This window comes from Butyrivibrio sp. LC3010, from assembly GCF_000424385.1.
GTDB lineage: Bacteria > Bacillota > Clostridia > Lachnospirales > Lachnospiraceae > Butyrivibrio.
Map to the genome: position 1 here is coordinate 18,699 of NZ_AUJU01000029.1, position 26,844 is coordinate 45,542.

18 protein-coding genes are annotated in these 26,844 nt (G+C 40.2%); 12 read left to right on the forward strand and 6 right to left on the reverse strand.

Annotation, left to right across the window (positions count from 1 at the left end):
* The first annotated feature begins 42 nt into the window (after window positions 1-42).
* Together G622_RS0116630 and G622_RS0116635 are read left to right on the forward strand one after the other, a co-directional pair.
* Window positions 43-1,050, forward strand: coding sequence for a tyrosine-type recombinase/integrase (locus tag G622_RS0116630; protein ID WP_044957935.1), 1,008 nt, complete (start codon window positions 43-45; stop codon window positions 1,048-1,050).
* Window positions 1,051-1,154: 104 nt separating this feature from the next.
* Window positions 1,155-1,340 (forward strand): hypothetical protein, encoded by a 186-nt coding sequence (locus tag G622_RS0116635; protein ID WP_026511643.1) that lies wholly within the window; start codon window positions 1,155-1,157, stop codon window positions 1,338-1,340.
* 113 nt (window positions 1,341-1,453) lie between these two features.
* Here the strand turns inward: G622_RS0116635 and G622_RS26615 are convergent, their stop codons facing one another.
* Window positions 1,454-3,820 (reverse strand): leucine-rich repeat protein, encoded by a 2,367-nt coding sequence (locus G622_RS26615; RefSeq protein ID WP_026511644.1) that lies wholly within the window; start codon window positions 3,818-3,820, stop codon window positions 1,454-1,456.
* A 421-nt stretch (window positions 3,821-4,241) separates the two neighbouring features.
* Between G622_RS26615 and G622_RS24865 the strand changes: the two genes are divergently transcribed.
* Window positions 4,242-8,291, forward strand: coding sequence for a M4 family metallopeptidase (locus G622_RS24865; protein WP_049945918.1), 4,050 nt, complete (start codon window positions 4,242-4,244; stop codon window positions 8,289-8,291).
* Window positions 8,292-8,966: a hypothetical protein gene (locus G622_RS0116650; RefSeq protein ID WP_026511645.1), complete on the forward strand. Its 675-nt coding sequence runs from the start codon at window positions 8,292-8,294 to the stop codon at window positions 8,964-8,966.
* Between the two features lie 17 nt (window positions 8,967-8,983).
* On the opposite strand, the gene G622_RS0116655 is transcribed toward G622_RS0116650, so the two are convergent.
* The 4 genes from G622_RS0116655 to G622_RS0116670 all read right to left on the reverse strand — a co-directional run bounded on the left by G622_RS0116655 (window position 8,984) and on the right by G622_RS0116670 (window position 14,294).
* Complete coding sequence (locus G622_RS0116655) at window positions 8,984-9,865, reverse strand: HD domain-containing protein (RefSeq protein WP_026511646.1); 882 nt, start codon at window positions 9,863-9,865, stop codon at window positions 8,984-8,986.
* 3 nt (window positions 9,866-9,868) lie between these two features.
* Window positions 9,869-11,656, reverse strand: a complete 1,788-nt coding sequence (locus G622_RS0116660) for an MATE family efflux transporter (RefSeq protein ID WP_026511647.1) — start codon at window positions 11,654-11,656, stop codon at window positions 9,869-9,871.
* 96 nt (window positions 11,657-11,752) lie between these two features.
* Complete coding sequence (locus G622_RS0116665; protein ID WP_026511648.1) at window positions 11,753-12,844, reverse strand: ribose-phosphate pyrophosphokinase; 1,092 nt, start codon at window positions 12,842-12,844, stop codon at window positions 11,753-11,755.
* Window positions 12,845-13,208: 364 nt separating this feature from the next.
* Window positions 13,209-14,294, reverse strand: coding sequence for a glycosyltransferase family 4 protein (locus tag G622_RS0116670; protein ID WP_026511649.1), 1,086 nt, complete (start codon window positions 14,292-14,294; stop codon window positions 13,209-13,211).
* A 278-nt stretch (window positions 14,295-14,572) separates the two neighbouring features.
* Here G622_RS0116670 and G622_RS0116675 point away from each other — a divergent pair, with 278 nt between their 5' ends.
* The 6 genes from G622_RS0116675 (at window position 14,573) to G622_RS24875 (ending at window position 23,067) form a co-directional block, all read left to right on the forward strand.
* The gene (locus tag G622_RS0116675; protein WP_026511650.1) at window positions 14,573-14,938 is read left to right on the forward strand and encodes an ACT domain-containing protein; all 366 of its coding nucleotides are present in this window, start codon (window positions 14,573-14,575) and stop codon (window positions 14,936-14,938) included.
* Between the two features lie 137 nt (window positions 14,939-15,075).
* Complete coding sequence (locus G622_RS23380) at window positions 15,076-16,632, forward strand: carboxypeptidase M32 (protein ID WP_026511651.1); 1,557 nt, start codon at window positions 15,076-15,078, stop codon at window positions 16,630-16,632.
* Window positions 16,633-16,637: 5 nt separating this feature from the next.
* A complete protein-coding gene (locus G622_RS23385) occupies window positions 16,638-18,275 on the forward strand; it encodes an ATP-binding response regulator (RefSeq protein WP_026511652.1) in 1,638 nt (545 codons plus the stop codon).
* Window positions 18,272-20,104: an ATP-binding response regulator gene (locus G622_RS0116690; RefSeq protein ID WP_026511653.1), complete on the forward strand. Its 1,833-nt coding sequence runs from the start codon at window positions 18,272-18,274 to the stop codon at window positions 20,102-20,104. Before G622_RS23385 ends, G622_RS0116690 begins: the two co-directional genes overlap by 4 nt.
* Window positions 20,097-20,477 (forward strand): response regulator, encoded by a 381-nt coding sequence (locus G622_RS24870; protein ID WP_049945919.1) that lies wholly within the window; start codon window positions 20,097-20,099, stop codon window positions 20,475-20,477. Before G622_RS0116690 ends, G622_RS24870 begins: the two co-directional genes overlap by 8 nt.
* Before the next feature lie 88 nt (window positions 20,478-20,565).
* Complete coding sequence (locus tag G622_RS24875; RefSeq protein ID WP_049945920.1) at window positions 20,566-23,067, forward strand: HD domain-containing phosphohydrolase; 2,502 nt, start codon at window positions 20,566-20,568, stop codon at window positions 23,065-23,067.
* A gap of 85 nt (window positions 23,068-23,152) precedes the next feature.
* Here the strand turns inward: G622_RS24875 and G622_RS0116705 are convergent, their stop codons facing one another.
* Window positions 23,153-23,875, reverse strand: coding sequence for a LytR/AlgR family response regulator transcription factor (locus tag G622_RS0116705; RefSeq protein ID WP_026511654.1), 723 nt, complete (start codon window positions 23,873-23,875; stop codon window positions 23,153-23,155).
* A 242-nt stretch (window positions 23,876-24,117) separates the two neighbouring features.
* Between G622_RS0116705 and G622_RS0116710 the strand changes: the two genes are divergently transcribed.
* The gene (locus G622_RS0116710) at window positions 24,118-24,756 is read left to right on the forward strand and encodes a hypothetical protein (RefSeq protein WP_026511655.1); all 639 of its coding nucleotides are present in this window, start codon (window positions 24,118-24,120) and stop codon (window positions 24,754-24,756) included.
* Window positions 24,753-26,393: a sensor domain-containing diguanylate cyclase gene (locus G622_RS0116715; RefSeq protein ID WP_026511656.1), complete on the forward strand. Its 1,641-nt coding sequence runs from the start codon at window positions 24,753-24,755 to the stop codon at window positions 26,391-26,393. Before G622_RS0116710 ends, G622_RS0116715 begins: the two co-directional genes overlap by 4 nt.
* Window positions 26,394-26,844 lie beyond the last annotated feature (451 nt).

The window sequence follows — 26,844 nt, forward strand, 5'->3', positions numbered from 1 at the left end:
TATTATTAAAATTTAAATTAATTTCCTTGATGGAGGGCATAAATGAATAGAAAAATTAAATCGCACAAAATTGTTGATAGGGCTATCAGTCAAAGATTCAACAGGAAGAATAAGGTGTTGCTTACCGGATTTCTGGAGTACCTGCGTTCAATTGACAGGAGTGATCTTACGATAAAAGCATATAAAAATGATATTGAAATTTTCTTTACCTGGAATTATGAGTCCAATAATAATAAATGCTTCACCAGACTGAAGAAGAAAGAGCTGGCTTCATTTCAGAATTATGCGCTTACTGAGTGGGGATGGAGTCCGAACAGGGTTGCAAGAGTGAAGAGTGCGTTAAGTTCACTGAGCAATTATATAGAAGGTATCCTTGATGATGAATATCCTAATTTCCATTCAGTTATAAATAAAATTCCGTCACCACCTATTCAGAATATTTTTGAGCAGACAAAAATATCTGAAGATGAGGTAGACGATACACTTAACAGACTTGTTACAGATAGAAAATATCAGGTTGCATGCATTTTTGCTTTGGCAGCTTTCTCAGGGAGCAGAAGGTCCGAATTAATTCAGTTTAAAACCGGGTGGTTCAGTGAAAATAATATTATTACCGGGACGGTTCTTTATGCTACACCTGAAAAAATCCGAACAAAAGGCAGGGGAACATTAGGAAAGCCCATGATCAAATATACTCTCTCAGATTTTAAGAAATATTATGATCTTTGGATGGATGAACGAGACAGGCAAGGGATAACCAGTGAATATCTTTTCGTGGATAAAAACGGGAAACAGGCAAAGAATTCACTTTTACAATCATTTGCAAGAACGATTTCCAGGTATATTGGTAAATCATTCTATTTTCACTGTCTAAGGCACCAGTTATGTACAAGGCTAAAAAGGAGAGGAGTGCCGGATGATGCTATTCGTACTTACTTTGGATGGGAATCAATTAAAATGGTTGAGATTTATAACGACTGTGAATCAGCCGAGATACTAATGGAATATTTCAGTGCATTAAACAAAGCCTCAATGAGTAATGATGCTTAATGGAATCAGCGTAGGCGCTATCCTGCTTAGATGTATTTCTTGAAATCAGATATAATTCCTCAACCGGAAATCTGATATTTACCTCCGGTGTGGTATCAGAAATCATGAACCTTGGATTTGCCCACACTGACAGCATCGAACTTGTCTATGACCAGGGAATAATTGAGGCTACTATCTGTGATGATACAATACTGAATATGATTGAAATTCCTCAGCTAAGACCTGTTATGTGCAAAAGAATTGAAATGATCAATGGAGATGGAAAGGTCACGATTGCGGAGGTCAAATAATACCTTCCTGAATATAAATGAAAAGAGGAAATGCCTGAGGCATATCTACCAAAGCAAAAAGAGCTGTGCAATAGATGAAATGTCTACTGCACAGCTCAATTAGTTTTAAGACATTATTTAGTTATCTTTTGCTCTTTACCGTTTACGCCTTTTGATTTCAGGAGTTTTTTATAAGCTTTAAATTTGCTCTTCGGAACCTTGATCTTGGCGGTTTTGTTGATTTTTTTGAAGGCATTCTTGCCAACATTTTTCTTGCTTAAGTCTTTTGTCAGTATCTTGATGCTCTTCAGGTTTTTGCATTTGTAGAAAGCATTGGCGCCGATTTTGTTTACGTTTTCGCCGATAGTGACTTTTTTAAGATTCTTATTACCTTTAAAGGCGTTATCAGAGATTTCTGTTACGCGGTATTCGATGTTGTTATCAAATATGGATAAAGGAATATCTACGTTTTTGGCAGTATCAGTAGCGGGCTCTGCAAATGTGACGGTCAGATCCAGCTCGTCTGTTGAAGTAATGATATAGGTATTTCCTGCGTCAATAATCTTATCTCCAACCTGATGTTTTGGTGCTGGTATTTCAACCTGAGGAGAGTCGACTTTTGCTGCGTTTGTAGTTTCCTTGTCATTCTTATTATGTTTGTCTTTTACCTTGTTCACAAGATCGTCGGCATCCCGCTTTAAGTTTGTATCAGGATTATCAATTTTGAAATCTTTGATGCCTTTTCCGGAGTAATTGGAACTCTTGGCAGTAACTATGACATTTGCGATTCCGGGATTGATGTTATCTTTGTACTCGATTGTGTAATCTGTGTTTTCAACAAGAACTATATCTCCGAGTTTAACAGTTACGGCAGGAGTTTTTGCTGTGCCGTCGTAGACATATTCTTTCTCGCTCAATGTGATCATATCAGGAGTTATTGTCCTTGGCTCAATCTTGTAGTCATCCTTCAGTTCAGAAGTTTCTTCTCCTGCGGTTATGCCTATTACTGCGTCATATTCCCCGACATTTGAAGCCTGTGCTTCAGTGATTGATTTGCTGTCATTGTGAAGTTTGTAAATTACCGGACTTACTTTAATGTCAGAGGGGAAGCCTTCGGACTTTTTGACTTCTACTTTGGGAGGCTTTCCGTCATAAACCTTTGTGGTAGCGTCTAGAGAAACAGTATATTTCACATTGTGACACTCTGAGCAGGATATCATGGCTACCTTGTCGGCGGCAGTTGTAATGCGGTCTCCCTTGGAATCAGTGATTTTCCATGCATGTTTATGATCCTTCTTATCCAGGTCAAAGCGGACAGGAGAGCAGGCATAATCAGTTTCTTTGGCACCGCCAATAACTTCACTTATAAGATAAGCATTGTAACCTTCACACCCTGCAGGAATTGCGAATTTGCCTGTAACCTTTGTGTATGAAGGTGTTGGCTCACCCTGCTCTGTGAGGATAGTTACATTTTTCAAAGGAATATAGGCATAATCTGAGGTCTTAGACAGCCCTTTTTTGTACTTATCCTTCAGGAGTAAAACAGAAAAACTTATTGAACTGTCTATATTAACGGCCGGGTATTCAAAGCTAAGATCGATGTTGTTTCCGCTCTTAGTGCCTTCGATGTATCTAGGCATTAACATTGAATCATCGATGAGTGTAAGCTTATATTCTTTGGTGGTGCCTGGAACAAGTGATGAAAACAGTATTTTTGATAAGCTGACATTAAAGGCAGGACTTACTCCAGATGTCTTGGTTAATTTGTCCTGGTCAATTCGCCCTGATAGTTTATTTACTACAAATCCTTTGTCAGAAGCAAAATTTCCCAGAATTTTCTTGTCAGATTTTAGTTGAAGTCGCAGCCACCATTCTTCAGAAGAATTTGAAATAATGCTTATCTTCTTTCGCTTATTATCAGTAGGAGTATCACTGTATCCGTATTTTTTGTTTGTTGCTTCTTTAGGGTCGAGGGCGAAAATCTTGTCACCTTTTAATGCAGAGAAATTCCCATCATCTTTTCTTCCATCAAAATCAGAAGCCCTGTGTTTTGTGCTGGCATAAATAGCATCTCTCTCAGCAGCAGAGAAGGATTCTGAATTTAAGAATGAATTGCCGTTCAAGTTGTGCATAAGATCGTCGTTTTGGTTATTCATGCTCACTTTGGAGCTTTGTGTGGGAAGTTCATAAAGAACATTGTCACAATCAAGAAGAAGAGTTTCGTCTTTGGTTTTGCCATTGCTGAAATCTGTGGTATTGGAAGACAAAACACGGTATTTTACTCTGTTACCACTATAGTTTCCGTAATATACATAATCCCAATTGCCGTTACCCTCTTCAGGATTTTTAATTGCAGCTGTTCCAAGGCTTGCTATGCTTTTTTCGTTTGCAGCCTTAGCAGTTATGCGCGAATTACTTACCATTGGTGTAAGCATAGATGCTGACATAAAAAGAGCCAGCGTGATTGAAAGAGCTTTTTTCATATGTATAGATGTCATCATTTAAATCCCCCTGGAGATGAATGTTTTATGAGGTTTACTAATAACTAACCAGATTTTTTTCATATTATTTTATGTGCTTCACCTGAAAATCGTGTTCGCGATGCATTTATATATGAGTCTGGTTGTTTTAGTGCCTTCTTAATATAAAAGAAAAATTTGCCTATAGGGAAACGGAATATGAAACCGTAACTTCATAATCAGTACTTGACGTAGCAAAGATTCCGTGAAATGGAGATTAAGGCACGATTTAAAACCAGAGAAAACAGAATAGTTTCCCTGGTTTCTTACAGGCGGAAGTATAGCATATTTTCTTAATAAAGTCTTAAGGAAATATAAAAAAAGTATTAAGAAAAACAATTTTCATGTATAATTCTTTTTGTCACGTTTCTCAAAAAATAAATAAGTGGGAGGGAAAAGTTTTATGAGGAAACAGATGAAGAAGCTTTTTGTTTTTCTTCTCGTTTTCTGCCTGGCCTTTGGGCCTGCAAGTGTAACATCGCAGTTTAATGACGCATCGGTAGTTCATGCGGCTTCAGGCAAAAAAGCGAAGAGCAGCAAAAAGTCTAAGGCTGGTACGAAAGCAAAGCTCAGCCAGAAAAAGGCCACACTGATCGTAGGTCAGAGCCTTAAGCTTACGATGGAAGGAGCATCCAAGGTAAAGTGGAGTTCTTCCAATAAGAAAGTGGCAACCGTTTCAAAGGGGAATGTTAAGGCCAAGAAGGCAGGTAAAGCTACAATTACCGCCAAAGTAGGAAACAAAAAGTACAACTGCAAGGTAACGGTCAAAATCGGCCTTACAGACAGCGCGCTTACCCTTACAAAAGGTGAGCAGAAGACTATTAAATTAAAGGGCGCTAAAGCAAAGTCCTTTAAATCAAGTAACCTGGCAGTTGCCACAGTTACTAACAAAGGTCTTATTTCTGCAGTTGGTGCAGGTAATGCAGTGATTACCGTAAAGGGTAAGAATAGAAAGAGCTACAAATGTAATGTAACTGTACAGGAGCCGCCGGTTGAGAATCCGGTTCTTAGTGCGAACAGTCTTGATCTTTTCTTAAGAGATTCAAGTACTCTGACTGTGACAGGAACTACTAAGACAGTACAGTGGTCAAGCTCAGATAAAAAGATTGTTACTGTTGATGGCAATGGTAACGTGTACGCAGCAAATGTTGGTCAGGCAACCGTAACAGCTCAGGCAGGAAGTTCTACGCTTAGCTGCTCAGTTACTGTAAAATACAATCCTGACAAATATTATAATGTTACATTTAATGCAAATGGAGGAACACCTGTACCGGAGGCTCAGCGTGTTCAGGAAGGTAAAAAAGTATCTGTTCCTGCAACTACTCCTCACATCCGCGGTAAGCAGTTTGTTAACTGGTACAACGGTAACTCAGCATATAATTTCAATTCACCTGTAACAAGCGATCTTAACATTGTTGCAAAGTGGAGAGATTCCAGCAGTACAGATAATCTGGATGACAATATCATTGACCTTGGAGACATCATAGATCTGGAAACAGAAGGTGCTATCGATGTTCAGTATGATGAAAATGGTGTTGTAGGATCCATCGATGGTAAGTTTACAAATCAGAAAGTAACTGATGCCAATTCAGCAGCTGCTGTTATGAAATCTGCAAAATCCATAATTGCAGGTAATAATAAATCAATAACTATTGATGCTGCAAATATTAGTGTGAAGGAAGTGGCATCAGCATCCGGAAATGAGAAATTCTTCAAGCTTTCTCAAAAGAAGAATGGTATTGATGTAGTAGGTAGTGAAGTTGTAATTCTGGCAAAGTCCGGATCCGGTGAGGTTACCGGTTTGCACAACAGCTTTGACAGCAGAATCAACGATGCAGGTACATATACAAATACATCTCAGGATACTGCTATAGAAACTGCTATAAATGCTGTTTTAAATGATCAGGCTCTTACTGAGTATCTTACATCTCAGGCTACAACAGATGTTACTGTTGATAAGTTAAAAGCAGATCTTAAGGACTCTCTGGAAGCAGAGGCCAGAAAAGTAATAATCCAGAAGGATGAAAATACTAAGCCAAGACTTACCTGGGAAGTAACAGTTAAGACTAAGGATGAAATCTTAGCAAGTGCGCTTGATGATATCGACGAGGAATTGGGCTTAGAGGAACTGATGCTTAAGGATGAGTCACTGGAAGCAGTTTCTGAGGGAAATGCTTTTGAAGAAGAACCTGTAGAGGATGCTCAGTCAGAGAATCCCGAAGCTCAGGAACCACAGACAGAAGAAGTGATTGAAGAAGTAACTGACGGCAATGCGACTGCAGAAAATGTTGCAGAAGGCATCGCATCAGCACAGGAAAACATTCTTGCTGAAGATAGCGCAATAACACAGGAAAATGTCATTTCTGAAGGTAATACATTTGTAGAAGAAGATGCATTTATCAATACTAATGTGTTGGCAGAAGCTCCTACAGAAGAAATTATATCAGAGGAAACACCTGCAGCTGAAAGCACAATAGAGGAAGCACCAGTAGTTGAAAGTACATTAGAGGATACTCCTGTAGTTGAAAGTATATTAGACGAAGTGCCTGTAGATGAGCGCACAATAGAGGAAACGCCTTCAGCTGATACCACATTGGAAGAAGCACCTGTAGTTGAAAATGCTACAGAGGAAGCTCCTGTAGAAGCAGTAACTGACGGCAATGCAACATCTGATGCAGAGGTTACAGTAGATGGATCAGAGAATGCACAGGATCCTGAAGCTGAGCCGGATGACAGACTCGTTCCCCTTAATGCAGATGATGATCCGATGGACAATGTATTATTGGCAGATGGCTCAAGTATTGTATTACCTGTCATTTATTCAAGATACTATATACTTGCAAACAGCTATAATACTTCAGATTCAGATAACGCCAGATCAGGTGATATCTGGTTTATGATCAGTGAAGAAGGTGCATGGAGTGCAGGAACTCTTACATCAGACGATTACAGAGGCGCAGCCAGAACCTTTAATGTAGAGAAGGATGGTACAAAGAACCGTCTTAAGGATACAGTCCGTAAGATTACAACTTATAAGGCTTCAAATAAGTCTTTCCTTGGATACAGATGGTCATCACTTCCTGGAAAACTTGAGGAGGCAGTGCTTGTTAACTCAACAGCTGTTTCAGCACATGCTAACATGGAGCTGGTTTATGACTATTATAAGAACAAGCTCGGAAGAAATTCTTTTGACGGTCATGGCGCAGAAATAAAAGTGTCCTATGATGGCATAAATAGTGGCTTTAGTGATAATGATATGGCCAATGCATACTGGACATCAGACAAGCAGCAGTTTGTGTTTGGTAATGTAAAACATTACGCAGCAGCTCTTGATGTTATCGGTCATGAGTTTACACATGCGGTCGTAGCGTATATAGTAGGTGATGGACACAAAACATCATTGACATATCAGGGTGAGTCCGGCGCGCTTAACGAAGCTTACGCAGACATAATGGGTTCGCTTATCGAGAATAAGTCAGGCGATGGAAGATGGCTTATAGCTGAAGACTCAGATAATTCACAAGGTCGTCAGGATGGTGCCATCAGAAGTATGAAGGCTCCTAAATCAGTTGGATCCAATAATAAAGATCATTATACTGACAGATATCTTGGTGACGACGATCATGGCGGTGTTCATTGGAACAGCGGTATTTTCAACAGAGCAGCTTACCTGATGATGACAAATGCAAATACTTCAACAGTTTCAGCTGATACATGGGCTAAAGTATTCTATAATTCACTTTATTACCTCAGCTGTGATTCAAGTTTCCTTGATGGCAGAAGAGCAGTTATTAGTTCCGCAAAGAGAATGGGAATTAGTGGTGGGGCGCTCCAGGCAATAAAGGAAGCGTTTGATACTGTTGGTATCGTTGAGCGTGATGTTGTACACATCAGACTTACATGGGGAGAGACACCCAGAGACCTTGATTCTCATCTTGTAAAAATAAATGGTAACGGAACCAATAAGTGGCATATCTACTATTCTCATAAGAAGGTGGATGAAAACGGAAAGCCTGTTGCAGATCTTGACTATGATGACACAACTTCATTTGGTCCTGAGAACACAACTATTTATGATATGACACCGGGTGTATATTATTTCTTCGTTCATGATTACACCACAGGTTCAAATGCAAACAGTACAAGAATGGCTGCATCAGATGCAAAAGTTCAGATTTCTAAAGCAGGTGAACATCTTAGAACATATTACATAGATCCGTCATCCAAGGGTACAATCTGGATGGTATGCAGAATTCAAATTGGTCAGGATGGTACGGTAAATATCCAGAATAAGAATATTTATTCCGGCGGTGGAGTTTCATATCCTAACACACTTCCTCTCTATTCACCTATGGATGATGGCGAGGCAGTGGATGTAACTGATGTCCCTGAAGATGTTGATGGTTTATTCAGAAGTGTCCTTGAAGAAATCGAAGGATCGGAGAAGGAATAAATGAAATCAATAAAAAAAGTCTGCTACATGTTTTTGATAATGTTGCAGAGCCTTAGTTTCCTTACCGGTTGCGGCAAAGTAAAGGTTACAGAGCCGCCAAGGGAAACTAAGGGTACTGAAGGATTGGTCTTTTTAGAAGGAATGAGTGAAGAAGACTTTATCACTTCAGATACTAATCTGATTTATGGTGCAGGCGACAGGCTGAGGGAGATGAACAATCCTGTTATCGATAAAAAGGTAACAAGTCCTGAAGATGCCGTAGCACTGATAAATGCTATAGGTTATAAGTTTGGTGTATCGAACTACAGCTTTCATGCGGAAACTGAGGATAATGGGAATGATGAAGTCAGGATCTATTATCTGAAGCAGCTATATGAAGGCATTCCTGTTGAGGAAGGTTTTTTCAGAATATACACAAATGTGGATGGCACAGTGACATCTGTCAGCGGTCTGTATGTTAACGCTAATCTTGATGATGTCACACCCAGGGTCAGTCTTGAGGGTGCCATGAATGGCAATGAAATAAAAGGCGCAGCAAGGGCGGAGCTGGTGATCACAGAATTAGCAGGTCGTCCGGAGCTTTCATGGAAGATTTATAAGAGAAACGGTGACACTACTTTTATAAGCGCCATGGATGGAACCATACTCAGGAAAAGTTCGGAAATAATATATTAAGCTTAAAAGCAAATAAACTACAAAAAATGAATGAGCACCTTTTTCTGTCCTAAGGAAAAAGGTGTTCTTTTTTCAATTACATCTCTACAAAGATCAAGTGTGAGCTGCATTTTATCGACCATTTTTATTAGGCCTTCTTTCGTTTCCAGGTCTGACTCTTCAGCCACTAAAACAAACGAATCCTGCTCAAAATCCAGCTCTTTAACGGCGGCCAGCTTTTTGTTTTCCTGAATTTGTAATGCATCAGTCGGTAGTTCAAGATCATATAGAAGCTTAGGGTTTCTCTCTGCTACTACATCAATCTCGTCAGCCAGTCTGATGAGAGCAGCAAGATAAGGAAGGCATACGGTGTTTCCATTTGGAAGTTTGTATGCCGAAGGATATTTCTGTTCATCATACAGATTTGTTTTCCTATGGCCACGGGCAATCTGTTTTATGGCATAGGTATACTCTTTTGAAGGAAATTCAAAAAGATCAGCATATTTTTCTATAAATAGTCCGCTGAATTCATGGTGAAAATTCCTTATTATGTCTGCTATCCCGGCATCTGGTTTAGAATCCGTGTAGCTGCGTACATCGACTTTTTCCTTAAATTCTTCATAAAGCTTTGGAGTTGTCCCCATTCCCACGTCATGTAAGTAGCATGAATTCAGAAGAATGTACATTTCATCGGGACAGAGCTTTTCAATGTCCTTTGTACCAATGAGCTTATTGCAGAAATTGATGACATTCATGGCATGGAACTCAGAGTGGTCTGTGTAATCCGGAAATATGAGCTTATAATTGGAAAGAAGATTCTGGCAGGCAAAGACCATGTCAGAAAATCTTTTATGAAGATCCGGGTCAAGGTCTTTTAGTCTTCTTTCCATAAGATAATCATTTCCCAAAAAATCAGTCATTCGTCAACCTACTTTCTTAGTACTGTGATTGATAACTATTGTCAGTACGTTCAGTCCCAACATGTTTTGATAAGTGACATCGTCTGCAAGCTTGGTTATCATTCTGATTCCTATATTTTTAAATGGGTCATCGCCTGATATAAGATCTGCTCTTTCTTTTGGATTGAAAGGAATGCAGTCATCTTTTATTCGCAGAAGTACAGAATCACTTCTGTATACAACTCTGATGTTTACGGTATGAGATGCCTTATCCTTTGTAAAGCCATGTAAAACCACATTTCCTGCCATTTCTTCGATACAAAGCGCTGAGTAAAATGCAGGCTTATGAGGAACGCCATGATTCTCACAAAATTCCTGAACGGAAGCAGCTGTATTTGTAACTTCATCCATGGCTTTGATCTCAATATCAAGCCTGTCATTGTCAGATACACCAAAATCCGGTTTCATAAAAAGACATTCATCTATGTTCCTTGGGAAGCGCTTCCAATAAAGAAGCAAATATACAGGAACTGTCAGGATTGTTAGTATAATGCCAACAGGGTTTGCAATCCATATACCCATGATGCCCATGATTGGAGCAAGTATAAGCGATGCGGCAACCATAGATATAAATCCGTCAAATACGGAGAGGATGTTAATGAAAAGATTATGTCCTGCAGCTTGCAGATAGTTGGTGTTTATCTGGCAGACCAGAATCAGCGGTATACAGATTGAAAAAATCATGAATAAAGATTTTGTAAGGCTATAAACATTGGAGGTCGTATCCGGGAAGAAAATACCTGCTAAAACCGGTGAAAGCAGGAAAATGATAACTCCGATCGCAACGGATAGTGCCAGGCCCTTCGTGAGTACAATTTTCATAAGGTGTTTTATGGAATCCTTGTCCTCTTCACCGATAAAGACGCTGCAAAGCATTCGTATAACCGCGCCGTTTCCAAGGCAGTATGCGATGAAAATTCCACTGGACATGTTGAAGGCAGACATGGCAGATAGTCCGTCCTCTCCGCCGTAAGAGAGTACTATGCGGTTTAGAACAATTCCTCTAAATGCAAGGCACAGCACCAGCATGGCTCCGGGAGAACCTATTTTTAACTGCTCGATGAGCTTATCCCATAATGCATTTTGTAATTTGTATGAGAGCTGTGATCTTCCGGTAAAATAGTAAGAGATGAGTATGAATAAATATATCCAGTTACAGATTGATGTTGCAAGAGCAAGACCCCATATACCCATTTTAAAAACAGCTACCAGGGCGATATCCAGGGCAATATTTGAGACTATCATAGTGGCAACACCTATGTAGCCTCGGGTTGTCTGCCTCTCAAGCTGTAAGAAGGAGGACACCTGCTGAGCGAGGAGCATAGGGACAATACCTATAGCGTACCCTCTTATGTAGGATGCCAGAAGTGGGGATAGATCAGGGCTTGCGCCGAGTATCCCAGTGATGATGGTGGGAAAAAGAAAGCTGAGCACAGTCAGCACTGCGCCCAATATAGTGGTGAAGGTGATAGTGAGAGAAAAAATACCATTGGTTTTCTCCATGTCACCGCTTCCCATAAATCTGCCACAGAGTACAGCAGTTCCTCCAAGCATTACTGCTGAAATGGCATTCAGCAGGTTGACTACAGGAAAGAAAAGACCGACAACACCTACCGCCACCGGATCTACAAATCGTCCGGCGATGGCACCATCAACTATGGTATTGACCGCTCCCATTGCAAATATAAGGATCTGCACAGGCAGCATCTTAAAGAATAATTTCTCAAGCATGACCTTATTGGATTGATGCATGACTAAATCCCCTTATTAACAGATTTATCGGATTCCCGGAATTACGAAGAAATCCGGGAAATCAGGACTTTTTTGAACGCATTAAGGAAAAAGCGTTCAAGAATCTGTGTATTTTGAAATTTCCTTACGTATTCTTTCTTCCGGTTTTGATAGAACGCTCATTGTAGTGTTTTTATTTAAAGTATCAATTATGGCAGCAATATATCTGTTCATGTTGACGTTTAAATAATATTCTCTCTCTAAAAGAGCAGGTTTTTGATAGACAAGATTGGTTGTAAGTACTCTGGTAAATAGTCCATCTTCATAGGCTTTATCAAATTTTTCAAAACCGTTTAAGAATAATCCAAAGGTTGATAGAAGGAATATCCTGCGTGCACCTCTTTCCTTTAACTGCTTGCATACATCTATCATGCTGCCGCCGGAGGCAATCATGTCATCGATAACTATTACATCCAGGCCTTCGATGTTTCCACCGCAGAAGTCATGTGCGACGATTGGATTTTGCCCGTTTACGACGTGTGAATAGTCTCTTCTTTTATAGAACATTCCGATGTTGACGCCAAAAAGAGATGCCATGAATACAACTCTTTCAGTTGCACCTTCATCGGGGGCGATGAACATAAGATGCTCTGAATCTATTTTCAAATCTTCGTATTCGGCAAAAAGTGCCTGGGTAAACTGAAGTGCAGGAGATATATTTTCAAAGCCGTTTAGAGGCAGGACATTTTTCATTCTCGGATCATGGGCGTCGAAGGTTACCAGATTGTTTACGCCAAGGAATTCCAGCTCCTTCAACATAACAGCGCAGTCAAGAGACTCACGCACAATTTTTCGGTGTTGTCTTCCCTCGTACAAAAAAGGCATGATAACCGTTATTCTGGCTGCTTTGCCATCACATGCGGCGATGACTCTTTTCAGGTCCTGATAGTGATCATCAGGAGACATGCGGTTGTACTCGCCATCCATCTGATATTTAAGGGAATTGTTGCAGACATCAACAAAGATATATACATCTTTATCCCTTACGGATTGTTCAATCACACATTTGGCTTCTCCACTGCTAAATCTCGGGCATGAAGCTTCTATAAGATAATTGTCTCCTCCTCGCCATGTGCATAGTATTTCATTTACCCTTTTTGCCTGGGAGGAAAAGGATTCAAGTGCTATAAGTGCAAGCTTATCTGCCATAGGTACCCAACCTTTCACGGAAAAACGTATGACCTGTTTACTATAGTTGAAATCATGATTCTACGTACGCACGTAAAATCGCATTATGAACTTTTGAGCCTATTATTATATTTAATTATACTTGTTAATAATGAAGGGTTTATAAAATACAGATAAAAATATTTTGAAAACAAGCCTGACCAGACTTGAAAGTACCTGGGTAAGTCGGCTTGTATGGATTGTACCAAGTCCGTGAGAAAACACGCTGAGTGATACGCCCGGATAAAATGCCTAAAAACTGCATAAAATACAATTTTTAGGCATGAATATTTGTCTTCACTGTGTGGCTATCAGATTTTGTCTATGAGAGACCCCTGAAAATCTGTTATGAAAGCGATTTGTAGATTTTCTCTATTTTGTTTATATGAGATTCAAAGCTGTAGCCTTCATCTGCGATTTTCAGGCTTTGTCTGCTGGCTTCGTCATACAAAGCTTTATCGGAGAGATAGGAAATAATTCCATCTGCCATTCCCTCAACATCCTTTGGCTTATATAGCTTGCCGTTTACGTCCTTGGATACTACCTGCGGAATGCCTCCGACTTCGCAGGAAACTATTGGAAGTCCATAACCCATCGCTTCAAGGATTGACACGGGCATTGCTTCCATATGTGACGGTAGGAGGAAAATAGCACTTTCCTTAAGAAGCTTTACCTTTTCATCACCCCTTATCCATCCCGGCAGAAGTACAGTATCCTCAAGGTGTAACCTTTTTATTTCTGCCTCAGTGGGAGCGGTTTCGCCGGTGCCTCCAAGGACAAATGTAACGTCAGGGAACTTCTTTTTAATAAGGCTTGCTATGGCTGGAATATCCACAACTCCCTTTAATTCGTCAAAACGCCCCAGGTAAAGAATCTGTTTTTTTGCAAAACGCTTATCCAGTGACTCTTCTGAGATCATCTCCGGAACAATGATGCTGTAATTAGGAACGACTTCGATTTTGTCAGCCGGCACAATGACAGAGAGCTTCTTTTTCCACTCCGATGACAGGACGATCAGCTTTGAGCACTCTCCGTAGCTTTTTTCAACCATCCGTTTCTTCCAGGCGGGAGCGTTTGTATAAAGCTCATCAAGGGCTGATCCGTGGATGTGATTAACTATCGGAATCCCGGCGTTATAGGCCATTTGTATTATTGGATATTTTCTGAAAAAGCTTGGACCAAAGGATGAATGTACATGAACGATGTCAGGTCTGTTGGTACGAAGGACTTTTCTGAACTCTCTGTAAGCTCTGAGGGCTTTTATGAGCTTTGTGAATTTCCCTCCGTCACAGTAGGACTCTACATAGGTGATATCAAAGTCCTTTTCAAGACGGCTTCCGTAGTAATTGCTGGTTACTGCGGCAATTCCGCCCTTCACATTTTTATCCTGAACTATCATACAGATTTTTAATTTTGATGAATTATTTGCCATTGTTAAATTTGCTGCTTTCTAATATTTTGAGGTTTCACGGGCTGGTTTGTATTTTGGATTTGCCGTTACTGTTCACACCTTACGGTGCTCACAGCAACTGGATTTGCCCATTTTCTGCCTCTGTTATCATATAATAATACCATTTTAGCACTATTATTGTGGTAAAATATATTGTGATAGGGCTAAAGATCATAATGTCTGTACCCTATTGTCTATTCTGCCCGGATTCCGGCAGACAATTAAGCAGTATAAACCGACATATACAGAGGAGAATTATCATGGAACTTAAGAAAATCGATAAGGATTTTACGGTATGTAAGGTTGAAAATCTTGAAAAGATAAATATGGACAGGAAATTTGTTTTTATTAGTAAAACAGATGAAGAAATATCACTGGTCTGTGAAACGAAGGATGTTCCCGAAAACACCACGGAAAGAAGTGATGGCTTTAAAGCCTTCAGAATAGAGGGAAAGCTGGATTTTTCCCTGATAGGCATACTGTCAAAGATTTCTACGGCTCTTGCCAAAAATAATATAGGCATTTTTGCAATTTCAACCTATAACACCGATTACATTCTGGTGAAGAAGGATGATTTTGATAAGTCACAGGAAGTGCTGGATGAAAAAGGATACAGGATAGTTTAGGTAAGCATCATAGTGTTGCCTGATAAAATGCTAATGAAATAACTATATCAAATGCTAAAGTGTGCGGATCAGCATGGAATTATGTTGTTTGGTTTGTACTTTAAAGAAATATATAAGAAAGGTAAATTACTATAATTATGAACGCAGAAACAAAACAGAAACTTGAATACGTGCAGGGAGTGCTTAAGGAGGCAGAGGTTTACAATCATGCAGGAAGAATCCTTACTTATGATCAGGAGACCATATGCCCTGAAAAAGGTATGGAAGAGCAGGGTGAGATAATTGCCTTTTTACAGAATCAGGTATTTAAGCTCACTAAGCAGCAGAAATTCATTGACGCTGCAGAATATTTATATGAGCACAGAGATGAACTGGAGGAGTTCGACAGAGTATGTGCCGAGCAGCTTCACAGAGATTATGCCAAGACAAAGAACATCACTGCAAAGAAGCAGCTTGAGTTTTCAAGAATAATGAACAAGGCTTTCGTGGACTGGTCCGCAGCAAGGAAAAACTCAGATTTTTCAATGTTTGCTGATTCTCTTAAGAAGGTCAGGGATGCAAATATCGAGATGGTTAAGCTTCGTGATCCAAAGGACGCTGAGGATACAGGTAAAGCTGCAAAGAGCCTTGAGCCTTCCGATAAAAACTATGTTATAGGCCAGCTCATCGGTGATTATGAGCGAGGAATAACTATTGAGGAGCTGGATGAATGCTTCGAGCACTGCAAGGAGAGACTTGTTCCCCTTCTTAAGAAGCTTATGAACAGCAAAAAGAAAATCCGCACAGACTTTATGCACAAGGAAGTATCCGAAGAACAGCAGAGAAAAATGAGCGACTACCTTCTTGGCGTTCTTAAGTATGATCTTTCAAGAGGTGCTTATTCCACATCAGAGCATCCTTTTACAGACTGGATGGGTAAAAATGATATCCGTATAACAACTCATTACTATCCTACTGATTTTGCTGCCAGCATGTATTCCATTATCCATGAGAGCGGACATGCTCTGTTTGAAATGCTGCAACCCGGAGAGAATTATGATCATTTCATAGAAGGCGGAAAAACTCTCGGCATGCACGAGTCTGTTTCAAGAATGTACGAGAACAGAATCGGTCGTTCCAAGAGCTTTATCAAATTGATTTATCCCAAGACCTGCGAGATTTTCCCTGAGGTTATGGAAGGCGTATCAGAGGAGGAATTCTACGAAGCAATAAATGTGGTGAAGCCTTCACTTATCAGAACTGAATCTGATGAATTTACCTACACTTTCCATATAATCATCAGATATGAGATTGAAAAAGAAATCATAAGTGGTGACATAGACATTGCTGACATACCCCGCAGATGGAGGGAGAAGTACGAGGAATATCTTGGAGTATCTCCAAAGACAGACAGAGAGGGTGTACTTCAGGATGTGCACTGGACATCAGGCTTTGGATATTTCCCTACATATTCAATGGGCAACATGTACAACGCAATGTACTATAACCGCATGAAAAACGAGATCGATATAGACGGACTTGTTGAAAAGGGCGATTTTGATGCCATCAATAGCTGGATGAAGGAGAATATTTTCAAGAAAGCAGACAGATTATCACCTTCAGAGTGGATAAAGGATATCACCGGAAGAGATTTTACTGCGGATGATTTCCTTGATTACCTTGAGGAAAAATATTCTGCTCTCTATGAGATCTGATAAAGATGAAGACAGGTGGCACTCGTTTTAAGTTCATATTGTACGTGGTCCTTATGGTCATAAGTCTTTTTGCCGGAGGAGCTTCGATATCATACAGATGGAAAATACTGTGGGTAGTATTATTTACTCTTTTGTTTGCCCTGTTTCTGGTGCTGGCAGGATATACCTATATGTCAGGTCAGAGGGACAGTGCCTATGACACATTAAGAAGGCAGAAGGAAAAGGATGAAGAGAACACAAAGCGCAGAATGGATTATTTTGCGAGCATGGCTCATGAGATCAGAACACCTATAAATGCGATACTTGGATATGATGAACTCATTTTAAGAGAGTACAACGATCCTGCCTTAAGGCAATATGCGTATAACATCAGGTCTGCGGGCAATACTCTTCTGGCGCTTATAAATGATTCCCTGGATTACTCAAGGATTGAAGCAGGAAAAATCGAGCTTTTCATAGCTGAGTATGATCTTGCGACTGTGGTTGAGGATATGATAAGTCTCATAAGACCAAGAGCGCTTTCCAAGGGACTTGATCTTAAGGGCTATGTGAATAAGAGCGTTCCCCGTAAGCTTTACGGAGATGCAGGAAGATTAAAGCAATGTATAGCCAATATTCTGACGAATGCAGTGAAATATACGCAGGAGGGCGAAATCGATTTTTCTGTGGACTATGAACCTGTGAGTAATGAGACGATACTTTTGAAAATCGCTGTCAGAGATACGGGTATAGGAATCAGGCAGGAAGACCTGGAAAGACTTTATGAACCCTTCGAGAGAATTGAGGAAGCTAACATAAGAAGTATTGAGGGAAGCGGCCTTGGTATTTCTATAGTAAGAGAAATCCTGGCGCTCATGGACAGCGAGCTGAAGGTGGAGAGTATTTACGGCGAAGGAAGCAATTTCCATTTCGAGGTCAGACAGAAAATCGCTGACAGTAAGCCTGTTGGAGATTTTGAGCAGGAATATGCACAGAGCGTGATTGATAAAGAGCACTTTGAAATCAGCTTTACGGCACCGGATGCCAGGGTACTTGTGGTGGATGGAATAGAACTCAATCTTGCCATTATGGAAGGGCTTCTTAATGGTACCGGAATACAGGTGGATTCAGCGTTATCTGTTGAGACAGGCCTTGAGCTTGCCAGAGAAAATGTCTATGACATAGTGTTTATGGACTATAAGCTTATACGATTTAGTGGAGGGGATGCCATAAGAAAACTCCATGGAGAAACTTTAGAAAAGGATGCAAACAGTCATAACCACTACAGGAATAATCTTAAGTATTACAGAAGGTCCAAGGGATCTGGTGCCTTGGGTGATGCGAATGATTCGCAAAAAACAGATGAGACTAATAAGGGGAAAAACTCAGCTACACCTGTTATCGCCGTGGCTTCCGGAACTGGTCAGGAAATCCAGAATGGGTATAGAACGCAGGAAGTTTCGGATTATCTGATAAGACCTGTAGTTTATAAAGAATTGGAAGCGATGCTTTTAAAGTATCTTCCTTCTGAAAAGGTAGTAAAATCCGGAAACAAAGGACCGGAGTTTGATAAAAACATAAATGCCAAAGCACCGCTTCTTGCATCAAAGGAGAAGCTTCAGGAGGCATACAAGATTCTTGCACAAAGGGAGCAGGTGAATTGATACTCAAATATAATATTTTTCTTGAGCTGGCAGTGATTCCACTGGATTTCATATTGTGTGTGTTCTTCCAATTAAGATATGGGGATGATACGAAGGTAAACAAGGAGTTTAAGCTCCTTGCTTATCTTGTTTTTTGGGGCACGATCGCAGATGTTGTAGATGCAGTAATGCTTTCATATGACATGCTGTTCTCACCTGTGCCGTTGTATATTATCCATACCATTAATTATTGTCTTGCAACCGGTGGCTCTTTCCAGTTTGTAAGATATGTTATTTCCTATGTTGGAGATGAGTACAGCCGTACAGATGGCTCATTTATTAACAGGGTGCTTCTGCTTATTTATGGAATCCTGATTGTTCAGAATTTTTTTACAGGAACGGTGTTTTCATATTCCGACAGTGGTGAGATGCTGGTAGGACCGCTATTTACAATGGTTGTATATGCATTTCCGCTTTATTACATATTAAGTGGGGGAGTGTTCATACTTAGTCATAGTGAGAACTATGCCAGAAAAATGAAATATGCACTGGCAGCCACATTTGTCTTTATGGTGTCACTGTATACACTTCAGATGTTTTTATACAGAAGCCTTCTTGTGACATTTTTTGCAGCATCAATAGCAATCCTTGTTATTTTCCTTACACTTGAGACTCCTGATTATATTAAGCTTAAGAAGACTCTGGAGGAGCTTTCAATTTCCAAAAGAGAACTTGAAGCATCCAGCATAAGAGCCACAGAGGCGAGCCATGCCAAGACAAGATTCCTTGCGCAGATGTCAAATGATATCAGAACTCCTGTCAATGCCATAATGGGGTATTCCAATCTGATTCTGGCAGACACAGAAGAGGAGGAAACCAAGGAATATACGAGGCGCGTTAAGATTTCTGCTAAAAGACTTCTTACTTTTTTTGAGAGCGTACTTAATTATGTATCGGAGGAATCTGATGAGAAGGCTTCCCGGAGACTTCCTTCCATGGCTGAACTTATAGAGAACACAGATGAGAGCGAGTTTATGGATGATGAGGGAAACTCTGTAAGGAAGGGGCTCACCGGAGCTTCAGATATGAGAATACTTGCGGTGGATGACACGCCTGCTAATCTGGATATCCTTGTAAGGATGCTTACTCCTATGGGATTTACTGTGGATACTGCATCCAATGGGCAGGAAGCTGTGATTCAGGTTAGGAAATTTAGATATGATCTGATTTTTATGGATCATCTGATGCCAATAATGGATGGCGTAAAAGCTCTAAGGCAGCTCCGTGATGAAAAACTTTGCGACAATACTCCGATTATAATACTGACTGCCAATGCCATTGAGGGTGAAGAGGAGAAGTATTTAAATGAGGGCTTTGCAGCTTATCTTACTAAGCCTTTTACTGAGGATATGGTAACGGATATCCTTAAGAGATTCCTTCCTCTTAAGGATTCCAATGTCAGCGGAAGCATGGATGTCATAGCCTGGGAGAATCTGCAGGAGCGCATTCCTATGGTTAGGGTTGCAGATGCAAGAGAGTATACTCTTCATGACATCAGGCTTTATAAGAAAATTCTTCTTGAGTATTCAAAGGAAGAGTCAGTCAGCAGGATTTCGCAGGCAATTAGAAATGCGGATTACACAAGCTGCATGGCTCTCATAAGATCTGAAAGAGATATGGCGGAGCTTATTGGTGCGGATAAGCTTGTGAAAATGACTGAGAGACTTGAGGCGATTTGCAGGAAGAAGGAATTTGATCTTTTGCGGGAGAGAATAGGAGCTTTTGCAGAGGAGAGAAATGATATTGCACATGCACTTTACGAGGAATTGCAGGTAGAAAATAATGAGTAAGAAAATACTTGTTGTTGATGATTCTGATATTGAAAGAATGTATTTGCTTGAGCTTTTGGGGCATATTGAAGATATCAGTTATGATGAGGCAGCAGGCTTTGAAGAAGCTATGCAAAAACTTGAGCAGGAAAAATATGATCTTCTGATCATTGATTACTATTTATCCGAGGGTACCGGGGAAGAGCTGCTAAAACGTATCTCCAGCGGAAATCCTTCGGGAAATGGAGAGACTAACGCAGTTGCCATGGGACATGACGCAGATTTTGGCGAAGAGTCTCTTAAGGAGAGCGGTTTTATCAATTATATTGAAAAGCCTGTTGAATTCAATATGTTAAGGGCTGCTATAAACATGTATTCCAAGGTCAATATTTGAAATGGCTTATTTATATTTATGTTTTTACAACTGTGTCAGGAAGTTGACAGGATACAGGACTACTGCCCAGTAGTATGAGGGGGATAAAATGCTGCTTCACAATCTATCGTTTGGTATTTCAGCTATTCTTTATGACTTGATAATTTGTTTTTTTCTGAAGTTGACTTATACGGATTCTTACAGTACCACTAAAGCTTTCAGGCGCTTCGCCTATGTACTTACAATTGCCGCAGCTATCGATGTAGCTACTGTTGGCATTGAAATATATGCGCTGTATGTGCCGATAGCAGGTCATTACATAATCCATTCACTTAATATCCTTACTTCTACGGTTGCAGCTAATTCCTATGCCGAATACATAGTGGCATGTGCAAATGTGGATATAAAAGAGACTCTGTTAAGTAAGATCAACCTGACAGTAATAATTGCGCAGTGTTTTCTTTTAGTGCAGAATGTCTACACGGGAGCTGTCTTTGAATATACTGTTTCAGGCGGCTATAAGCATGGGGTTCTTTTTTTGGCATGCTCATTGCTTTTCCCTGCTTATTACATTCTTCTGGCAACCGGTTTTGTAAGTGTAAACAGAAAAAGCTATACACTTTTGCAGCTGGTTAGCATTATAACTGCAACGATACTTGTCATTGCAATCTATATGGTACAGATGATGTGGCTTCAAAGTGTGGTTCTGACATTTTTTGCGGCATCAGTTGCACTTCTTGTTCTGTTGTTTACCCTTGAAACACCGGATTATCATAAGCTTGAGAGTACGATTGGCAAGCTTGAAGCTGCTGAGAAGGAAGCTCTTGATGCCAGGAAAAAGGCGGAAGAAGCAAATGATGCAAAGAGCGATTTTTTGTCGCAGATGTCTCATGAAATAAGAACGCCTATCAATTCGATTCTGGGCTTTGATAATTTGATTCTGGAAAATACCAATGACAACAAGATTTCTGAATATGCTTCGAAAATAAAGGGAGCAGGGGAAACACTGCTTGCTTTCTTTAATAATCTGTTAAATCTGATAGCACAAAATCCCGGAGAGGATGTAGATATCGGCAGTCTTTTTGATTATTCGGCACTACTTGAAAATGATCTTGATGAGATTATCGTGCCAATCATGCCAAGAGCGCAGATACTGGTGGTTGATGATAATGCCATGAACGTTGACCTTCTGCTCAAGATACTAAATAAAACAGAAGCTCAGATAGATACAGCCGTAGATGGACAAAAGGCTCTTATGAAGCTGAGAAAAAAGACCTACGACCTGGTAGTTATGGACCATATGATGCCCATAATGGACGGTATTGAAACTCTGAGCATCATGAGAGAAGAGAGACTAAGCAGAAATGCACCTGTAATAATGCTGACGGCAGGAGGTCTTAGAGGGGATGAGGAGAGATTTAAGGAGCTTGGTTTTGATGCATATCTGACAAAACCTGTTGAAGCTGAAAAAATATATGCTCTTTTGATTGATATTATGCCCTCAGCACTTATCGATAGCAGGGCTTCTCTTGAACACGTATATTATATGGAAAATAAGCAGAAAAATTCTGAGAATGGTGCAGTACCTGTAGAAGACGTTCCTAAGAAAAGAACGTTGGCTGAGATTTTTTCTGACATCAATGTGGAAGCCGGCCTTGGCTTCTGTATGGGGGATGAGGATTTTTATCTGTCTCAGATAGAGATGTTTGCTGACAGCGATAAAGGCAATGAACTCACAAAATGTCTGGAAACAAACAATTTTGATGACTATCTGATTATGGTTCACTCCTTAAAAAGTACGGCAAAAACAATAGGTGCTGATAGCCTTGCTGAGGAAGCATTAAAGCTTGAAAATGCCATAAAGGATGGAAATACAAAGCTTGTTGTAGATGAGCATCCGGCACTTAAGGAACACTTTGAAAACTTAAGCTTAAGGCTTAAGGAGGGTATAAAAGAGTATAATTCAAAAGATGCTTTGATAGAGAAGAACTATCAGGGTACGACTGACCTTTCACCCGAGATTAAGGAGATGGCAGGTTCCGGACTTTCAGCGCAAATACTGCTTGCTCTTGCAAACACGGTGGATTCAAGGGATGTGAATAATCCGGGAAGATCCATGAGGGTTGCGAAATACTCGATTGAGATCGCACGAAGACTTGGAAAGAGCGAAACAGAGCAGCAAAGCATTTATTACATGGGACTTGTGCATGATATAGGAAAGCTGGTAATACCTGAGAAGATACTGCGAAAGCCTGATATTCTTACTGAGGATGAGGCTGAGATAGTTCGTCAGCATCCGATAATAGGTTATGAGATTCTGAGAAATATATCTGAGATGCCGGGGCTTGCAACAGGAGCAAGATGGCACCATGAGAGATATGATGGGACAGGATATCCCGATGGACTTGCAGGAGAAGAAATACCTGTTGAAGCCAGAATCATTGGAATAGCTGACGCTTATGATGCCATGACATCCGAGAGACCGTACGCTTCCGTGATGCCTCCTGCAAAAATAAAAAAGGAACTGGATAAAAACCGCGGGAAGCAGTTCGATCCAGTTCTCGTAGATGTACTTATAGCCATGATCGATGAGGATACAGGCATGTTATAAAAAGTATTCAATAATCGTAATGGACCAGGTCCAGTACGGTTATTATTTTTTCTGAGGAAAAACAGGAATCTATAGGTATTCTGAATTACAACAGATCTCTTATGGCGAACTCTGCCAGCATACGGTTTGCTTCACGGAGGCTTTCACGCCTGATATGCACTGTATCGCCATCCTTCATGACGAACATCTGAAGATCCTTGTCTATATTCTTGGCATGGGCGAGGTTTACCAGGTAACTTTTGTGGCAGCGCATGAAAGAATCATCGGGAGTCTGGGCTTCGATATCGTCCAGTTTTCCGGTGAGCTGAAGAGTTGCACCGTTAGCCATATGCATGTAGAGAGTATGGGCGCTCTGCTCAACATAACAGATTTTTTCGAAGGAGAAGGTCATATCCTTTCCGCCAATGCGGACGGATACACCGCCCTGGGCACCTTTCATCTGTGCTGCAAGGTCAAGTACTTCACCGACCTCTGTTGGATTGAAGGGTTTCATAAGATAGCGGATCACGCGGTTTTTATAGCCTTCCATGGCGTGGTCCTGACTTGATGTCGCAAATACGATTGGAACTGAAGCGTCGATACTTCGAATTTTGCTGGTTGCATCAACACCTCCCATTCCCGGCATGAGTATATCCATGAAAATGAGATCATAGATGCCTGGCCTGAAATTTGATAAAAAGTCCTCTCCGGACTCAAAAAGGTTTATTTCCGTTCCGGGACGCTGTTTTTCAATAATGAATTGAAGCTGACGTCTCTGTGCCATTTCGTCGTCACAAACAGCAACTTTTAGTATATCTGAACTACTCATATATCTCTTCCTCATAAAAAGATTAAAGCATTATAAACTAATTGTAATAATTATATAATATCATAATTAGACATATTGAGAACAGTCATTAACATAAATATAATAAAAGTCAAGTACGAATTATGTAGCAGCCCATGCATATTTGGGTAAACTGTTTCCGTATCAGATTGTTATACTTAATTATGAAGATTTTTGTTTCGAAGGAGCGTCATTCCTTTGAACGAAAGGTGATGGGGAGATAGATGAATAATATTAGCTTTGGAAACAGGGCACTTGCGCACATGAGTACTTTAATTGCCATTTGCGCATTTATCCTGTTTCCTTGCTGCAGTAATACTGCTAAAGCTGCAGATTTGGGAATATATCATAATAAAGTTATTTTCACTGCACCCAGTGCGGAGAAGATATATGATGGGACACCGCTCACAGAACAGATTGATGTGACAGCTCAGGGACTTCCTGAGGGGTATACATACAAGGCTGTTGCAGAGGGTAGTATTACATTTCCTGAAGATAATGCAGATAATAATAATATTGTAACGGATTATATAATTTTTGATCCCAGCGGGCTTAACGTTACAGATAAGTTTGTTAACGTAGAGCTCAGGCCGGGTACGCTTAGAATCAGCGAAAAAGAGGCAGTCCTTGGTGCTACAAGGAAGGTTGAAGAGGATAGTGCTAAAAAGAGTGAAGTATTAACTGATGATTCTGACAATGGTGAGTCTGTTCTTATTGAAGATGAGGAGACTGCTAAATCAGATAAAATAAAAGATAAGAGTGATGTTTCGTTGGAATTGATCTTATATAGTTTCTTGGTGATGATAATGCTTGCCGTTTTTGTCATATTTATGATGGATAGCAAAAAAATGAGGGAAAAATGAAGTCAATTCAGGAAAAAATAACGCTTTTAACTACAATAGCCATACTGATGGTAGTACTTATTGTCGGTGGCACTGCAGTTTATACATTGAGACAGTCGGGCAACTATGATTCAGCCCGTATCTTAAATCTGACCTGTGAGACTGAGGCGGATGCGATAGACAGGGTTCTTTTTAATACCGAGGAGGCTGTAAATATCCTTGCTGATTATGCGGTCGAACGTCTTTTTTCTGTGGAAAAGCTTGCCGGTGATGAAACTTACAGAGATAGTTATACTGTGCAGCTTTCCAATCTTTTTTCAAATATAGCTGAAAATGTTCCCGGAACAGTTTCATATTATGTTCATTACAATCCTGATATAATGCCATCTGACAGTGGGCTACTATACATAAGGGACACACCGGATGATGAGTTTTACTATATGCAGCCTACAGATATTTATGCATTTGATAAGGAGGCTTATGAGCATGTAAACTGGTGGTACATTCCTGTTCAAAATGGTGCTCCAACCTGGCTTGAGCCATATCATAATGCTAACATGGATAAATATCTGATATCTTATGTAGTTCCTCTTTATGACAATGGTGTTTTGATAGGCATTGCCGGAATGGATATAGATTTCTATGGCATGATCGATACCGTAAAGCAGATAAAGTGCTATGATACCGGCTACGCTTGTCTTGCTGACAAAGATGGAACAGTATATTACAACCCGAATTTTGATGCAGGTACTTCACTTGATGAGATGGATGTAAAGGGTGATTTCTTTTTTGAAAATGAAAGTAATGGTATTGGACTTACCACATATACTATGAAGGGTGTTGAAAAGCAGCTTGCGTTCAGAACTCTTCTTAATGGGATGAGACTTATCATAACTGCTCCGGTTGATGAGATCATGGCTATGAGCAATGAACTTATGAGAAGAGTTGTTATTTCTACTATAATAGTACTTGTTACTTTCCTTCTTCTTACAATAATGGTGAGCCGCAGGATTACCGGTCCGCTGAAGAGCCTTGCACATGTTGCGCGTGAGATAAATGACGGAAAGCTTGAAGTGACTTTCCCTAAAGAGACAAAGGACGAAGTTGGCGAACTTACTCATGCAATGGAAAAGATGGTTCATCATCTTAAACATCATATTGATGATTTGAACTCACTGGCATATCATGATGCGTTGACGGGTGTTAAAAATAAGACAGCATATGATGATGCTGCATCAAAGCTTGATATGCAGCAAGGCGAAAAGGAATATGGTATTGTGGTATTTGATGCCAATAATCTTAAAAAGATAAATGACACCTATGGACACGAGCGTGGAAACATCTATCTGCAGAATGCCTGCAGACTGACCTGCCGTATTTTCAAAGGGAGTCCTGTATTTAGAATTGGTGGAGATGAGTTCGTTGTTATATTACAGGGTGATGATTACGATAACTGTTATAAGCTTCTCAGAGATTTTGATGTTGAGGCTGAGAGACATAATCTTGAAACTGTAAATGAATGGGAAAAGATAAACATCGCTAAGGGAATGGTGAAATACGATCCTGAAACCGATGCAAACGTAGAATCCGTATTCAAGCGGGCAGATGCAAGAATGTATGTGGCAAAGCAGAAGATGAAGCTGGCTGAGATGGGGTAAACGATCTGGTCCAAATTTCATTTGATCATGCATTACAATATATTATAGAAGAAACAGATTAGGCACTGATGGTTGTAGATATCGTCAGTGCTTTTTCTTTGTTCTTTAGTGCTGGATCAGGTCTTGCTGAGAAATGACTGTGCGGCTTTATTTCTATTAACTTAAACTTCGCACATAAAAAAGTGCTTTAGAACCTTGATAATTCAATAAGAACTGGCATTTTTAAAGGCGTGAAACCTCTGCATTTGGTATAATTTAAGTACCACCAAAAACCATCCCAAAGGAGACTCACGCCTTGTCTAAAATTATATCACAGAACGACTACGATTCTAAGCAGATTACTGATTCTATCAGATACTTTTTTGAACGTTTTCATTTATCAGCTGTTCTCAAAGCATCCAATGCAAAGAAGTCGAAAGGCGTCACACCGCTCCAGATCGTGAGTTATGCC